Here is a 15,486-nt window from a genome sequence, read left to right as displayed (position 1 = left end):
CGCTCACCGTTTCAGGAGGGCCAAAAGCGACGCCAGTCCTCTGCGGCCAGAGATTCCACACCTTCGGCCCGCGCCTTGGCCTCCGCCTCGCGAACGTTCGCGGCGAAACGCCGGCACACCTGGCGGAGCTCCGTCTCCGGGTCCTCACCCGCGAGCTTCGCCAGCGCCGTCACGGCGAACAACGTCGTGCCGGTGTCGTCGCCCTCCGGCAGCAGGTCGACGGGGAGACCCGCGCGTTTGGTGCGCTGCACCAGCTTCGCGGCCAGCGCGACCGCCGGCTGGCCGAGCGCGACACCGTCCACACTGGACTCACGCCGCTTCTCGACCTGCTTGAGCTCCTCCCAGCGGTGCTGCTGCGAGGTCGCGTCGTGCACGGCCGGGTCGTGGCCCTCGAAGACGTGCGGGTGACGTCCGACGAGCTTCGCCACCAGTTCGGCCGCGACGGCGTCGACGTCGAACGGGTCTTCGGTGTGCTCGGCCGCGACCCGCGCGTGGAACAGGACCTGGAGCAGCACGTCGCCCAGCTCCTCGCGCATCGCGGCGCGGTCGCCGTCCTCGATCGCCTCCAGCAGCTCGAAGGTCTCTTCGAGCAGGTACTGGCGCAACGACAGGTGGTCCTGCTCGGCGTCCCACGGACAGCCGCCGGGCGAACGCAGCCGATGCATCACGGCGGCCGCGTCGAGCAGCGCGGCGCCCATCGGCTCCGGCGTCGTGATCACGGCGGCTCCGGGGTACGCCTCCGGTGACGTCGTGATCACCACCGCGCCGTCCTCGACCACGGCCGGCGCTGGTCCGTCGACACCGAGGGAGGACCAGAACTCCAGCGGCACGCCCTCGCCCGCGTAGACGGCCTTGGCCGTGCGCAACGCGGGCAGGGCGGCGGCGGGCAGCACGGCGTCGAGCCGCTCGCTCAGGACGACGACGGTGATCAAGACTTGTTCTTCGTGGCGACCGGGCCGATGAACCCCGACAGCTCACCCTCGCTCGGCTTGACCATGGTGTCGATCGGGTCCCACACGCCGTAGCGGGGGTTGACCTCCATCGACAGGTCGGCCGCGAGGTACTGGGCGATGCGCTTGCCGAAGTCGAAGAGCAGCTTCGGGTCGGCGCGGTCGGCGATGTCGTCCTCGCCCGGCACCGCCGGCAGCGTCTTGCGGTCCTTGACGAGCGCGACCTCCGAGGTGGCCGACTGGTCGTTGGTCTTGAACACGACCACGGTGCCCGGCTTCACGGCCCACAGCGGGGTGCCCGCGAGCGACGCGTTCTCGCTGATCCGCAGCTGCTGGTCCCTGCCCGAGAGCTGCGAGCCCTGGGTGCTGCGCGGCGCCGCCTGGATGAACTCCTCCATCTTCGCCGGGTCGGCCGCGACCTGCTCGGCCATCTTCCGCGCTTCCTTCGGGTCCTTCACGGAGACGAAGTCCATGGTGACCTGCAGGGTCGCGAGGTTGCGCCGGGCGAGCTCGGCGAAGATCAGCCCGTCGCGGACCTGGCGGTGGATGTTCGTCGCGTCGTTGAGGCTGTCCGCCGACGCGGCCTCCGGTCCACCGGCCTGCTGCACGACGTCGTAGACCTTCGTCTCGTCCACCGTGATGTTCTCGCGCTGAGCCGCGTTCTCGGCGAACCTGTGCAGGATCTCGTTGGCGAGCACCGCCCGCGAGATCTGTTCGAGCTTGAACTGCCCCCGGTCGCGCGCCTGCTTGGCGCCGGGTTCCTTGTTGAGCACCCTCACGGTGCGGTCCTGGACGGTCTCCAACGTGATCGCCTGGTCACCGACGATCGCGGCCGAACCGGCCTTGGCGGGTCCGGTGCCGCATCCGGTGGCGAGCAACGCCACAGCCACACCGACCAGCGAGAAACGCTTCAGAACAGTGCTCACGAGGATCTACCTTCTCACGCCGTGGTGACCGGGGTCACGGGAGTCCCCGCGAGTGAGTCGAGGAACGCACCGCACCAGTCCAGCAACTCCTGGTCGCGCAGCTGCGGTGCACCCATCCGGCCGCCCGCCGCTCCCTCCGTCGGCCTGGGCACCGTGACCGTGCCCATGGCCTGCTTGTAGACGGCCTTCGGGAACAGCCGGCGCATCCTGACCAGCTGCGAGTCGAGCAGCTCCAGCTTCGCGAACCGCACGTTCTGACCCATCGCGATCACCTCGGTGACGCCGTGGCGGCGGCAGGTGTGCCGCAGCCGGGCGACGCCGAGCAGGCGCTCGACCGGTTCCGGCGGTGTGCCGTAGCGGTCCTTGAGCTCTTCCCAGACGGCCTGCAGCGCGGCTTCGTCGGAGGCGGCCGCGATCTTGCGGTAGGCCTCCAGGCGCAGGCGCTCGCCGGGCACGTACTCGTGCGGGATGTGCGCGTCGACCGGGAGGTCGACGCGGACCTCGGCGAGCTCCTCCTCCTCGACGCTCTCCGCCCCCGCGTGCTTGCGGAACGCCTCGACGGCCTCGCCGACGAGCCGGACGTACAGGTCGAAGCCGACACCCGCGATGTGCCCGGACTGCTCGGCGCCGAGGATGTTGCCGGCGCCGCGGATCTCGAGGTCCTTCATCGCGACCGCCATGCCGGCGCCCAGCTCGGTGTTCTGCGCGATCGTGGCGAGCCGGTCGTGCGCGGTCTCGGTCAGCGGCGTCTCGGCCGGGTACAGGAAGTACGCGTAACCGCGTTCCCGGCCGCGGCCGACGCGTCCGCGCAGCTGGTGCAGCTGGGCGAGGCCGAGCAGGTCGCCGCGCTCGACGATCAGCGTGTTGGCGTTGGAGATGTCCAGGCCGGTCTCGACGATCGTGGTGCAGACGAGGACGTCGAACTCGCGCTCCCAGAAGCCCTGGATGATCTTCTCGAGGCGGTCCTCGTTCATCTGGCCGTGCGCGGTGACGACCCGTGCCTCCGGGACGAGGTCGCGGATGCGGCGTGCGGCCTTCTCGATGCTCGACACCCGGTTGTGCACGAAGAAGACCTGGCCGTCGCGCAGCAGCTCGCGCCGGATCGCGGCACCGACCTGCTTGTCGTCGTACGCGCCGACGTAGGTGAGGATCGGGTGCCGTTCCTCCGGCGGGGTCAGGATCGTCGACATCTCGCGGATGCCGGCGAGCGACATCTCCAGCGTGCGCGGGATCGGCGTCGCGGACATGGTCAGCACGTCGACGTGTGTGCGGAGCGCCTTGATGTGCTCCTTGTGCTCCACGCCGAACCGCTGCTCCTCGTCGACGATCACGAGGCCGAGGTCCTTGTACCGCACCGTTTTCTGCAGCAGCCGGTGCGTGCCGATCACGATGTCGACCTCGCCGTCGGCGAGACCGGCGATGGTCTGCTCGGACTCCTGCGCGTCGGTGAACCGGCTGAGCCCCTTGATGTTCACCGGGAACTGGCGCATGCGCTCGGAGAACGTGTTGAGGTGCTGCTGGGCCAGCAGCGTCGTCGGCACCAGCACCGCGACCTGCTTGCCGTCCTGCACCGCCTTGAACGCCGCGCGGACCGCGATCTCCGTCTTGCCGTAGCCGACGTCACCGCAGATGACGCGGTCCATCGGCACGCCGCGTTCCATGTCGGCCTTGACCTCGTCGATCGCGGCCATCTGGTCCTGCGTCTCGGTGAACGCGAACGCGTCCTCCAGCTCGCGCTGCCACGGCGTGTCGGCGGCGAACGCGTGACCGGGCGCGCTCTGCCGGGCCGCGTAGAGCTGGACGAGCTCGGCCGCGATCTGCTTGACCGCCTTGCGCGCCTTGGACTTCGTGTTCTTCCAGTCGCTGCCGCCGAGCTTGTTGAGCGTGGGCAGCTCGCCACCGACGTACCGGCTGACCTCGTCGAGCTGGTCGGTCGGCACGAACAGCCGGTCACCGGGCTGACCGCGCTTGCTGCTCGCGTACTCCAGCACCAGGTACTCGCGGGTCGCGCCGGCGACCGTGCGCTGGACCATCTCCACGTACTTGCCGATGCCGTGCTGCTCGTGCACCACGAAGTCGCCCGCCTTGAGCGCGAGCGGGTCGACCGCGTTGCGCCTCCTGGAGGGCATCTTGCGCATGTCCTTCGTGGACGTCCCACCGCGACCACCGGTCAGGTCGGTCTCGGTGAGCACCACCAGCGCGAGGTCCGGCAGGACGAACCCGTCCTCGAGCGAGCCGCGGACGACCGTGACCGTGCGGGGTTTCGGTGCCTCGTCGAGGGATTCGACGTGGACGGCCGCGATCTCGGCTTCCTTCATGCGTTCCACGGCGCGCTGCGCGGTACCGGCGCCGGGCACCACGAGCACCGCCGCACCACCGGTCGCGGTGTGCGCCTTGAGGTCCGCGAAGGCGCGGTCGACGTCGCCCTGGTAGGCCTCGACGGGCTTCACGTCGAGGTGCACGACGTCCGGCGCGTCGGTGGTGAGCTGGCTGAGCGTCCACCACGGACGACCGTTCGACTTCGCGTTCTCGGCGATCTCGCCGATGCTCTGGTAGGCGCTGCGCCCGAGGTCGATCGGCGCCTTGCCACCGGCCGCCGCGGCCATCCAGGACGCTTCCAGGAACTCCTGGCCGGTGCGCACGAGGTCGGCGGCCCTGGCCCGGATCTTCTCCGGGTCGTTGAGCAGCACGTGCGTGCCCGGTTCCACGACCTCGGTGAGCAGCTGCAGCTCGCCGGGGCACAGCGCCGGGATGAGCGCCTCCATGCCCTCGACCGCGATGCCGCCCGAGATCTTCTCCAGCATCTCGGCGAGGTGGGCGTCGGACCGGTGCTCCTCGGCGAGGTCGCGGGCCCGCTCCTTGACGTCCTCGGTGAGCAGCAGCTCACGGCACGGCGGCGCGACGAACTCGTCGATCTGCGTGGGCAACGACCGCTGGTCCTGCACGGAGAACGGCCGGATCTCGCTGACCTCGTCGCCCCAGAACTCGACGCGGAACGGGTGCTCCGCGGTCGGCGGGAAGATGTCGAGGATGCCACCGCGCGTCGCGTACTCGCCGCGCTTCTCGACCATGTCGACCCGCGTGTAGGCGTTCTCGGCCAGCCGCGTGATCAGCTCGGCGAAGTCCTGCTCCTCACCGGTCTTCAGGTGCACCGGCCGCAGGTCGCCCAGGCCGGGCGCCATCGGCTGGATGAGGCTGCGGACCGTCGTCACGAGCACCCTGATCGGGTTGCCCTCTGGGTGCTTGAGCCTTCGCAGGGTTTGCAGCCGCGCACCCACGGTGTCCGCGCGAGGAGACAGGCGCTCGTGCGGCAGCGTCTCCCAGCTGGGGAAGAACGCGACCTTGTCCGGTCCGATGAGGTCTTTGAGGACGTTGGTCAGCTCTTCGGCCTCGCGTCCCGTGGCCGTGACGGCGAGGACCGGCTTCGCGGTGGACAGCGCGGCGACGACGAGCGGGCGGGCGGCGAGCGGACCGTCCAGCTCCAGCTCGGGGACGCCGGCGGAGTCGATCAACGTGCGGAGGGCTTTGTCGGGCAGGACACCATCGAGCAGGCCGAGCAGCGGCATGTGAGAAACCCCGTCGAGTGCGGAACGCCAGACAGACCCCTGCCTGGGACGAGGGGTCTCACCACCCACCTTAGCTCGTTCCGCGACCCCTTATCGGGTGGCTCTGGCAGCGCCGCGGTGAGGTCGGCCTCGACGGATGAGGGTGATCTCCGATGCCATGCGCCGACCGTGGCACGGCGAAATCCGCTCGCCCCGGCGGATATCGAGCCGTCACGCTTCGTGCGTGTCGACGAGAGAGATCAGGGCTGACTACGACGATCAGTCCATCGTGGTTTACCAGGCCTATTCGCCCGCGATCGCCGAGCCCGCGGTGGCGGCGCAACGGTTCGTACCGCCGTTCAAGATGGAACGGATGACGTGGATCAAGCCGTCGTTCCTCTGGATGATGTACCGCTGCGGCTACGCGCGGAAGGAAGGCCAGGAGCGGGTGCTGGCCGTGCGGATCGCCCGGGAGGGGTTCGACTGGGCGGTCTCCCGTGCCGTCGAGAGCGACATCTCCGGCAAGCCCGACGTGCGGGTGCAGTGGGATCCCGAGCGGGGCCTCAGGCACGAGCCGTTGCCGTACCGGGCCATCCAGATCGGGCTGACACGCGAGGCCGTGCAGAAGTACGTGCACGAGTGGACGATCAGCATCACCGACGTGACGGACCTTGCGCGCGAGGTGCATGCCGCCGTGCGTGCGGGCGATGACGACAAGGCGCGCGCACTCCTGCCCGTTGAACGGCCTTACGCGACCACCACGGCACAAAACGCATAGTTGGGACATGCACGCATTAGTGGCAGCTGGGTTACTACTCGCGTCAGCGGCCTGCTCCACCCCTCCGCCAGGCGGGAACGCGCCGTCCAAGGCTCCCCCTCCCCAGGGCCTGAAGGTCGAGGAGGTCGCCAAGGGCCTCGAACACGGCTGGGACGTCGGGTTCCGCAAGGACGGCTCGATCCTCGTCACCGAGCGCCCTGGCCGACTCAAGCTCGTCCGCAACGGCCAGGTCACACCCGTCGACATCGATCTCACCGACGTCAAGGTGCAGGGCGAGGGCGGCCTGATGGGGCTGGTGATCCACCCGGACGACCAGCGCTTCACCGTCTGCTACAACACCGTCAGCGACGTGCGGCTGGTGACGTTCCGCCTCGACGGCACCAAGGCCACGAAGGTCAAAGACCTCGTCACCGGCATGCCCTCGAACCCGAGCGGCAGGCACTCCGGATGCCGGCCCACGCTCGCGCCGGACGGGACCATGTTCGTGGCGACCGGTGACATCGCGCAGGGGCGCAACCCGCAGGACAGGACGAGTCTCGGCGGCAAGGTGCTGCGGATCGACGCCGAGACCGGTGAGGGTGCGAAGGACAACCCGTTCGCCAAGTCCGCCAACGCCAACGAGCGGCGCGTCTACACGTACGGGCATCGGAACGTGCAGGGCGTGGTCGTGCGGCCGGACTCGGACCAGGTGTTCTCCAGCGAGCACGGGCCGGACGTGGACGACGAGGTCAACCTCCTCAAGGCGGGCGCCAACTACGGGTGGGACCCGTCCAAGGGCGGCACGCAGGGCGGGTACGACGAGAGCGTGCCGATGACCGACCTGAAGCGGTTCCCGGACGCGGTGCCGGCCGTGTGGTCGTCGGGGGCGCCGACTGAAGCGATCTGCCAGCCGGCGTTCTGGCACGGCAAGCTCGCGGTCACCGCGCTCAAGGGGTCGAAGCTGCTGCTGTTCACGCTGGACGCGCAGGGCAAGGTGCAGAACGTCAGCATCCCCGAGCAGCTGAACAACAAGTACGGACGGCTGCGCGCCGCCCGCACCGCGCCGGACGGGTCGCTGTACATCACGACGTCGAACGGCTCGGACGACAAGCTGCTGCGGCTCACAGGAGACGTGTGAGACCGCGGACGAAGGCCTGGTGTTCCTCGCCCAGGCCCGCGAAGTAGGCGGCGTCCGCGTCCTCCACGTCCTTCATGGCCTGCGAGACCAGCGCTTTTGCCGGCTCGGTCAGCGAGAGCAGCCGGGCCCGCGTGTCGGACGGGTCGACCTCCCGCGAGACCAGGCCGCGGTCCGCGAGCTTGCGCAGGACCTGCGAGGTCATCATCGGGTCGGTGCCGGCGTGCTCGGCCAGGCGTTGCTGGGAGGGCGCGCCGCTGTGCCCCTCCAGCCACCACAACGACGCGAGCAGCACGAACTGCACGTGCGTCAGGTCGTACGGGGCCAGTGCCGCCCGCATGGCCCGTTGCCACGCGAGCGTCACCCGCCACAACAGGAAGCCGGGAGACTCGTCCGGGCCGGAAAAGCGCGTCACAGCACAATTTCAGCAGGCCAGTTTCACCAGTGCCTGCACGGCGTCCGGCAAGTCGGCCGTCACGACCGGACCGAACTCCTGCGCCGCAGGCCCTTCGATCACCACGGAGTGCGTGACGCGCACGCCCTCGCCCACCGGCTCCACGTGGTGGCTGAACCGCAGCAACGCGCCGGGCACGGACGTCTCGTCCACGAAGCCGGAGTCCGTCACCGAGGTGAGGGTGAACTCGATCGCCCCCTGCCCCTTGACCACCATCGTGCCGCGCGAACCCTCGGCGAACGGGCCGGACAGCGTCACGGACTCCAGCCCCTCGTCCCACTCCGTCCACCGCGAGACGTCGCTCCACAACGCCCACACCGCCGCCACGGTCGCAGGGCCTTCCACGCTGTGCTCGTACGAGTAATTCGTCATGCACGCATACTATATGCGCGCTTACTAACGCACAACGGGCAACTCACGCCCGGCTGCGCAGCCGCGGCTTGTGGTCCATCGCGGAGAGGCCCTTCCAGGCCAGGTTCACCAGGTGCGCGGCGACCTCGTCCTTCTTCGGCTTGCGCACCTCCAGCCACCACTGGCCGGTCAGCGCGACCATCCCGACCAGCGCCTGCGCGTACAGCGGCGCGAGCTTGCGGTCGTAGCCCTGCTTCGCGAAGTGCAGGGCGAGGATGTGCTCGACCTGCGAGGCGATGTCGTTGAGCAGCGACGAGAACGTGCCGGAGGACGAGGCGACGGGCGAGTCGCGCACCAGGATGCGGAACCCGTCCGTCGAGCCCTCGATGTAGTCGAGCAGCGCGCTGGCGGCCCGTTCGAGCAGCTCGCGCGGATGGCTGCCGCCGTCGAGCGCGTCGACGATCTGGTCCATCAGGCGCTGCATCTCGCGGTCGACGACGACGGCGTAGATGCCTTCCTTGCCGCCGAAGTGCTCGTAGACGACGGGCTTCGAGACGCCGGCGCGGTGCGCGATCTCCTCGATGGAGGTGGCCTCGAAGCCCTTCTCGGCGAACAGGGCGCGGGAGACGTCCAGGAGCTGCTCTCGGCGTTCCTTGCCCGTCATCCTGACCCTGGTCACCCGAGCCAGCCTACGGTGCTCACTTCTTGACGCTGATCCTGGCCAGGCGCTGCTCGCTCGGCCAGCGGACGTTCCACGCCCAGCCGAACTTCTCGAACATCCAGATCAGGCGGGCCGAGATGTCGATCTGGCCGCGCTTCACGCCGTGCCGCGCCGAGGTCGGGTCGGCGTGGTGCAGGTTGTGCCACGACTCGCCGAACGACAGGATCGCGAGCGCCCAGACGTTGGCGGAACGGTCGCGCGCGGCGAACGGGCGGTCGCCGACCATGTGGCAGATCGAGTTGACCGACCACGTGACGTGGTGCAGGAACGCGACGCGGACCAGACCGGCCCAGAAGAACGCCGTGACGCCGCCCCAGACGGACCACGTGATCAGACCGCCCAGCACGCCGGGCGCAACGAGAGAGATCGTCGTCCACAGCCAGAAGAGCTTGTCGATCCGGACGAGGTCCTCGTCGGCCATCAGGTCGGGGGCGAAGCGCTTGTGGTTGGTCTTGTCGCGCTCGAACAGCCAGCCCATGTGGGCGTGCCAGAAGCCCTTGGCCAGCGCCGCCGGGCCGGTGCCGAAGAGCCACGGCGAGTGCGGGTCGCCCTCGCGGTCGGAGAACGCGTGGTGCCGGCGGTGGTCGGCCACCCAGTCGATCACGGGACCCTGCAACGCCATCGAGCCCGCGATCGCCAGCGCGATCTTCAAGCCCCGCTTGGCCTTGAACGAGCCGTGCGTGAAGTACCGGTGGTAGCCGATCGTCACGCCGAGGCCGGAGAGGTAGTAGAACGCGACGAAGAGCGCCACGTCGACCCAGCCGAGGCCCCAGCCCCAGGCGAAGGGGACGGCGGCCAGCAAGGCGAGGAAGGGAACGATGACGAACACGTACACGCCGAGCTGCTCGGCGTGGCCGCGCTGCCCGTCGGTCAACGGCTTCGGACCCTGGTCGGTGGACTGGTCCATCGTCGTGGTCATACGGCTACCTCTGGGGGGGTGAGGGCGTATTCAGCGGTGAAGTACCTACGCAACCGTAACTTACGGAAGCGTAGGTTAGGCCGACCTGCTTCGCCAGACCCGCGTGGAAAATCACGGTCTGTTCTCAGGTTCGCCGCGCTGTGTCGCATGGAAACGAGACCGGGACGAGGCATCATCGGGGGATGGCCAGACGCAAGATCATCCGGATCACCGCGACCTCGCTCCTCGCCCTGCTCGTGCTGGTCACGGCCGCTCTGGGTGGCATCGGCTGGTACTACAGCGGTGAACTGCTCAACGTCGAACGCTGGGCGAGCGAATACCCCGACACGACGCTGGGCCGCGACGGTCAGGCCGTCGTGCTGTCCGAGTCGGTGGCCACCACGCAGCACGGCACCCTCGGCCTCATCTGGCCGGGCGGCGCGGCGAAGGTCGGCGACATCGCCTCGAACGAGGAAGGCCGCGTCGAACGGCCGCTGCTGGAGGGCAGCGCACCGCCGGACGGCACCAAGGTCCGCGTCGAGACCGCCGTGTACGAGGGCGACCCGAAGACCACGCTGGGACTGGCCTACAACGACGTCGCCGTGTCGACCGAGCTGGGCGACATGCCGGCCTGGTTCGTGCCGGCCGCGAACCAGAACGACACGTGGGTCATCACCGTCCATGGACGGGGCGCGAAGCGCGAAGAGGCGTTGCGCGTGGTTCCTCAGCTGCACAGTGCCGGGTTGCCCGTTCTGCTGATCACCTACCGCAACGACGTCGGCGCGCCCGCCTCCCCGGACGGCCTGTACCACCTCGGCGACACCGAGTGGCGCGACGTCGAGGCGGCCATCAAGTACGCGCAGAACCAGGGCGCGCGCAAGATCGTGCTGTACGGCTGGTCGATGGGCGGCGCGATCGTCGGCCAGACGCTGGCCCGCTCCGGCGTCGCGGCGGCGGTCAGCGGCGTCGTGCTCGACTCCCCCGTCACCAACTGGTCGCAGACGCTCGACCTGCAGGCGCAGAACCGGGGCGTGCCGACGTGGCTCACGCCGGTCGCCGAGCTCGTGTCCGGCTGGCGCATCGGCATGGACTTCGACCGGTTCGACCTGGTCCGCAACCCGCCAGCGCTGAAGCCGCCGACGCTGCTCTTCCACGGCTCGGCGGACCAGACCGTGCCGGCCCAGTCGTCGCGCGACCTGGCGACCGCGGCGCACGGCCTCGGGTGGCCGCTGCAGTACGTCGAGATCCCCGGCGCCGACCACACGTCGGGGTGGAATGTGGCGACCGACACGTACCGCAACGCGCTCGCGGACTTCCTGACCAGGTCAATCGGCGCCAAGCCGTGATCTTGAACTGAGCCGGATGAGTGGTGGTTGGACAAGAAGAGGACGTCTCATGACAACATGTGCGCAGGACGCGCGCGAGCGCGTCCGTTCCGCCATGGTGTAAAGGCAGCACCTCGGATTTTGGTTCCGATGGTCCAGGTTCGAATCCTGGTGGCGGAGCGAGCCCCAGGGCACGGGGTCTTGTGCGGTCTTTGGGAGGTGCGGAGCTGCCCGAGGAAACGGTCGACGAGCAGGGCAACGTGGGCCACCGCCACCACGAGATGTCCGACGCGTGGCTGGTGGGCCGCGCGAGCGAGCTTGTCGCCGTGGCCCAGAGCAGCCACCTCGCCGCGCAGCTCGACGCGGCGTCGGAGATCGACCACATCCTCGCCGAGGCGCAGGGCCGCGGTGAGCCCCGCATCGTCGCGCAGCTGCTGCGAGCCGCGGCCGTGGTCCGGCTGGTGACGCCGGGTCTGGTCGACATGTCCGACCCGCAGCTCGACGAGATGCTCGCCCACTGCCGCCGCCACGGCCTGATCGTGCTGGAGGCGGACGCGCGGGCGTTGCGCGGACGCCGGTTCCTGCTGGGCAACGCCGAGGACAAGGCGCTGACCGAGATCGCGGCGGCGCTCGCGATGATGCTCGACGAGGAACCCGAGACCGACCCCGTCTTCGACAAGCGGATCTGGGACCAGCTGCTCGCCACGACGTTGCAGGACATCGCGCTGGTGCTCACCCAGCTCGGCGTCTACGAGATGGCGGACGACGTGCTGGCGGGCGCGAACAACGCGTTGCGCGAGAGCGGCCAGCCGCACCAGATCTACGTGCACCTGGTGAACAGGGCGAGACTGCGGATCGGCTGGGGCCTGCGGCTCGAACGGGTGAACCTGCACGACGCCGCGCACGAGCAGTTCCGGGTGGCCTCCGGGCTCGCCGAGGCCGCCGAGGTGCCGTTCCGGCAGTCGCTGCACCCCGGCCGGCGCGACCTCGACGCCGCCGAGCAGGTGCCGATCCTGGGGGCCGCCCACGCGTTGACGAACCCGAGCGAGGGCCATCTCGACCGGCTGTGGTCGCTGCGTGGCCTGTCGATGTACGCGCGGGAGCTGATCATCGTCGCGATCGCGCTGGCCAGGTGCCTCGTGGAGGCGAACCGGCTGGACGACGCGCTGAAGGTGCTCGGCGACACGCGCACGCAGATGGAGCACGACACGTCGGAACCGTCGCTGCTGCTGTCGCTGGAACGCGAGTACGCGCACTTCTCCGGCCCGCACACGACGTCCGCGCTGGAGGCCTACAACGCGGCGCTGGAGGCCGAGCTGTGGCAGATGCGGGAGTCCCGCGTGGCCACGTTGATGACGCGCCGCGAGCACGAACGGCTGACGCGCGCGCACGGTGCGATAGCGCAGCAGGCGTTGCAGGACCCTCTCACCGGACTGCCCAACCGGCGGGCGCTCGACGACAAGATGAGCGAGCTCATCGCCGGTCAGGTCGACCCGTTCTCCATCGCGCTGGTGGACCTCGACGGGTTCAAGGGCGTGAACGACCGGCATTCGCATGCCGAGGGTGATGATGTTCTTCGGGTGATTGCCAGCACACTCCGGCAGGCGCTGCGCGGCGACGACATGGTCGCCCGCTACGGCGGTGACGAGTTCGTGGTGCTGCTGCCCGGAGCCCCTCTGCACGCCGCGGAAGCAGCCCTCGGCCGGGCCGTGGATGCCGTGGCAGGCTTGCCAATCGACCTCTCCCGGGGCGTCACGCTGTCGGTCGGCGTCATCTCGCTGCGCCCGCGTGAATCCGCCAACCAGGCCCTGTCGCGGGCCGACTCGGCGATGTACGTGGCGAAGCGCCAGGGAGGCTGCCAGGTCGCGGCCGTGGCGGGAGAGCCGTCGGCGGAGGCTTAGGCTGGTCCGCGGACTCGAACCACCCAGCCTGTTAGGGAGAGCATTGATGCTCGAGGGCCCTGTCAGCACGGTCGTGCTCGCCGCCGGGGAAGGCACCCGCATGCGGTCGTCCACGCCGAAGGTGCTGCACCGGATCGCCGGACGTTCACTCGTCGAACACGCGGTGCGCGCGGCGGCCGGCACCGATCCCGACCACCTGGCCGTGGTCGTCGGCCACGGTCGTGAAGCCGTCACCGAGCACCTCGAGAACCTCGCGGGTGTGCTGGGGCGCAAGGTCACCGTCGCGGTGCAGGCCGAGCAGAAGGGCACCGGGCACGCGGTCTCGTGCGGCCTCGCCGAGCTGCCGCACGACCTGGGCGGCACCGTGATCGTGAGCTACGGCGACGTGCCGCTGCTCGACACCCAGACCTTCAAGGCCCTGCTCGCCGAGCACGCCGCCGCGGGCAACGCCGTGACGGTGCTGACCGCCGTGGTGGAGAACCCCACCGGATACGGCCGGATCGTGCGCGACTCCGACGGGACCGTGCAGCGGATCGTCGAGCAGAAGGACGCCTCCCCGACCGAGCAGCTGATCACCGAGATCAACTCCGGCGTGTACGCGTTCGACGCGGCGGTGCTGCGCGACGGCCTGTCGCGGCTGTCCACCGACAACGCGCAGGGCGAGCTCTACCTGACCGACGTGCTGGGCATCGCCCGCGGTGACGGCCGCCGCGTCGGCGCGCTGATCGCGTCCGACCCGTGGCTCGTCGAGGGCATCAACGACCGCGTGCAGCTCGCGGCCGTCGGTGCCGAGATGAACCGCCGGATCGTCGAGGGCCTGATGCGCTCCGGCGTCACGGTCGTCGACCCGTCGTCGGTCTGGGTGGACGCCGACGTGCAGGTCGGCCAGGACGCGCTGATCGAGCCGAACGTGCAGCTCCGCGCGGGCACGGTGATCGGTTCGCGCGCCGTGGTCGGCCCCGACACGACGCTGTCCGGCGTCACGGTGGGTGCCGGCGCGTCCGTCGTGCGGACCCACGGCAGCGACTCGGTGATCGGTGACGGCGCCACCGTCGGCCCGTTCGCCTACCTGCGCCCCGGTACGTCCCTGGGCGTGAAGGGCAAGATCGGCACGTTCGTCGAGACCAAGAACGCGCAGATCGGCGAGGGTTCGAAGGTCCCCCACCTCTCGTACATCGGTGACGCCACGATCGGCGATCACAGCAACATCGGTGCGGCATCGGTGACCGTCAACTACGACGGGGTGAACAAGCACCGCACGGTCGTCGGTTCCCACTGCCGCACCGGCTCGGACAACATGTTCGTGGCGCCCGTGACCGTGGGCGACGGCGCCTACACCGGCGCGGGCACCGTCCTGCGCCGCAACGTCCCGCCGGGCGCGCTCGCCGTGTCCGGTGGCCCACAGCGCAACCTCGAAGGCTGGGTCCTCAGCCGACGTGAAGGAACCGCCGCGGCTCAGGCAGCGGCAGCCGCCCTCGCTGGCCAGAATGACGAGAAGACAGAGGAGGGCTGACCGTGAACCCGCAGATGCCCGGAACGCCGAAGAAGAACCTGATGCTCTTCGGCGGACGCGCCTACCCCGAACTGACCGAAGAGGTCGCGAAGCACCTCAACGTCACGGTGACCCCGCAGCAGGCCTACGACTTCGCGAACGGCGAGATCTTCGTCCGCTTCGAGGAGTCCGTGCGCGGCTGCGACGCCTTCGTCATCCAGTCCCACACCTCGCCCATCAACCAGTGGCTGATGGAACAGCTGATCATGGTCGACGCGCTGAAGCGCGCCTCGGCCAAGCGCATCACGGTGATCATGCCGTTCTACCCGTACAGCCGTCAGGACAAGAAGCACCGCGGCCGCGAGCCGATCTCGGCCCGCCTGGTGGCCGACCTGTTCAAGACCGCGGGTGCGGACCGGCTGGTGTCCGTCGACCTGCACACCGCCCAGATCCAGGGCTTCTTCGACGGCCCGGTCGACCACCTGTGGGCCATGCCCCTGCTCGCGGACCACATCCGCGGCAAGTACGCGGGCCGCGAGATCACCGTCGTCTCCCCCGACTCCGGCCGCACCAAGCTGGCCGAGAAGTGGGCGGACACGCTCGGCGGCGCCCCGATCGCGTTCATCCACAAGACGCGTGACCCGCTGCGTCCCAACGAGGTCGTGTCGAACCGCGTGGTCGGCAAGGTCGAGGGCCGCCTCTGCATCGTGATCGACGACATGGTCGACACCGGCGGCACCATCGCCGGCGCCGTCAAGCAGCTGCTGAACGAGGGCGCGGCCGACGTGGTGATCGCCGCCACGCACGGCATCCTCTCGGGCCCGGCCACCGAGCGCCTGCAGAACTCCGGTGCCCGCGAGGTCGTGTTCACCGACACCCTGCCCATCCCGGTGGAGAAGCGGTTCCCGCAGATGACGGTGCTCTCGATCGCACCGCTGCTGGCCCGCGTGATCCAGGAGGTGTTCGAGGACGGCTCCGTCACCTCGCTGTTCGACGGCAACGCCTGACCTCTGCTTCGCCAGCAACGCGGG

Annotated in this window: 13 protein-coding genes and 1 tRNA gene; 7 read left to right on the top strand and 7 right to left on the bottom strand. The window is 69.6% G+C overall.

The window, feature by feature from the left end:
- Window positions 1–11: 11 nt before the first annotated feature.
- The 3 genes from ACWEIJ_RS26990 to mfd are packed head-to-tail and all read right to left on the bottom strand — an operon-like array spanning window position 12 to window position 5,442.
- Window positions 12–932: a MazG family protein gene (locus tag ACWEIJ_RS26990; protein WP_449840017.1), complete on the bottom strand. Its 921-nt coding sequence runs from the start codon at window positions 930–932 to the stop codon at window positions 12–14.
- Window positions 929–1,876: a SurA N-terminal domain-containing protein gene (locus ACWEIJ_RS26985; RefSeq protein WP_449840016.1), complete on the bottom strand. Its 948-nt coding sequence runs from the start codon at window positions 1,874–1,876 to the stop codon at window positions 929–931. Before ACWEIJ_RS26985 ends, ACWEIJ_RS26990 begins: the two co-directional genes overlap by 4 nt.
- A 14-nt stretch (window positions 1,877–1,890) precedes the next feature.
- Entirely contained in the window at window positions 1,891–5,442 is a 3,552-nt protein-coding gene (gene mfd / locus ACWEIJ_RS26980; RefSeq protein ID WP_449840015.1) for a transcription-repair coupling factor, read from the bottom strand.
- 223 nt (window positions 5,443–5,665) lie between these two features.
- On the opposite strand from mfd, the gene ACWEIJ_RS26975 reads away from it, so the two are divergent.
- Complete coding sequence (locus tag ACWEIJ_RS26975) at window positions 5,666–6,199, top strand: DUF4291 domain-containing protein (RefSeq protein WP_449840014.1); 534 nt, start codon at window positions 5,666–5,668, stop codon at window positions 6,197–6,199.
- Between the two features lie 7 nt (window positions 6,200–6,206).
- Window positions 6,207–7,316 carry a PQQ-dependent sugar dehydrogenase gene (locus ACWEIJ_RS26970; RefSeq protein WP_449840013.1) on the top strand — a complete coding sequence of 370 codons (1,110 nt, stop codon included), beginning with the start codon at window positions 6,207–6,209 and terminating at the stop codon, window positions 7,314–7,316.
- Here the strand turns inward: ACWEIJ_RS26970 and ACWEIJ_RS26965 are convergent.
- Genes ACWEIJ_RS26965 through ACWEIJ_RS26950 form a run of 4 tightly spaced genes read right to left on the bottom strand, consistent with a single transcriptional unit; the run spans window position 7,300 to window position 9,758 of the window.
- Complete coding sequence (locus ACWEIJ_RS26965) at window positions 7,300–7,728, bottom strand: MarR family winged helix-turn-helix transcriptional regulator (protein ID WP_449840012.1); 429 nt, start codon at window positions 7,726–7,728, stop codon at window positions 7,300–7,302. The genes ACWEIJ_RS26970 and ACWEIJ_RS26965 overlap by 17 nt on opposite strands.
- A 9-nt stretch (window positions 7,729–7,737) precedes the next feature.
- A complete protein-coding gene (locus tag ACWEIJ_RS26960) occupies window positions 7,738–8,139 on the bottom strand; it encodes an SRPBCC family protein (RefSeq protein WP_449840011.1) in 402 nt (133 codons plus the stop codon).
- 43 nt (window positions 8,140–8,182) lie between these two features.
- Complete coding sequence (locus ACWEIJ_RS26955) at window positions 8,183–8,782, bottom strand: TetR/AcrR family transcriptional regulator (protein WP_449840047.1); 600 nt, start codon at window positions 8,780–8,782, stop codon at window positions 8,183–8,185.
- A 34-nt stretch (window positions 8,783–8,816) separates the two neighbouring features.
- Complete coding sequence (locus tag ACWEIJ_RS26950) at window positions 8,817–9,758, bottom strand: acyl-CoA desaturase (RefSeq protein WP_449840010.1); 942 nt, start codon at window positions 9,756–9,758, stop codon at window positions 8,817–8,819.
- Between the two features lie 182 nt (window positions 9,759–9,940).
- On the opposite strand from ACWEIJ_RS26950, the gene ACWEIJ_RS26945 reads away from it, so the two are divergent.
- The 5 genes from ACWEIJ_RS26945 to ACWEIJ_RS26925 all read left to right on the top strand — a co-directional run bounded on the left by ACWEIJ_RS26945 (window position 9,941) and on the right by ACWEIJ_RS26925 (window position 15,462).
- Entirely contained in the window at window positions 9,941–11,083 is a 1,143-nt protein-coding gene (locus tag ACWEIJ_RS26945) for an alpha/beta hydrolase family protein (RefSeq protein WP_449840009.1), read from the top strand.
- A gap of 88 nt (window positions 11,084–11,171) precedes the next feature.
- Window positions 11,172–11,242: transfer RNA gene (locus ACWEIJ_RS26940), tRNA-Gln, on the top strand.
- A gap of 32 nt (window positions 11,243–11,274) precedes the next feature.
- Window positions 11,275–12,963, top strand: coding sequence for a GGDEF domain-containing protein (locus tag ACWEIJ_RS26935; RefSeq protein ID WP_449840008.1), 1,689 nt, complete (start codon window positions 11,275–11,277; stop codon window positions 12,961–12,963).
- 46 nt (window positions 12,964–13,009) lie between these two features.
- Window positions 13,010–14,476 carry a bifunctional UDP-N-acetylglucosamine diphosphorylase/glucosamine-1-phosphate N-acetyltransferase GlmU gene (gene glmU, locus ACWEIJ_RS26930; protein WP_449840007.1) on the top strand — a complete coding sequence of 489 codons (1,467 nt, stop codon included), beginning with the start codon at window positions 13,010–13,012 and terminating at the stop codon, window positions 14,474–14,476.
- A gap of 14 nt (window positions 14,477–14,490) precedes the next feature.
- A complete protein-coding gene (locus tag ACWEIJ_RS26925; protein ID WP_449840046.1) occupies window positions 14,491–15,462 on the top strand; it encodes a ribose-phosphate diphosphokinase in 972 nt (323 codons plus the stop codon).
- Window positions 15,463–15,486 lie beyond the last annotated feature (24 nt).

It is taken from the genome of Lentzea sp. NPDC004789, from assembly GCF_053601075.1.
The sequence above is the reverse complement of the archived record's forward strand: the minus strand, read 5'-3'. Positions and strand labels throughout refer to the sequence as shown.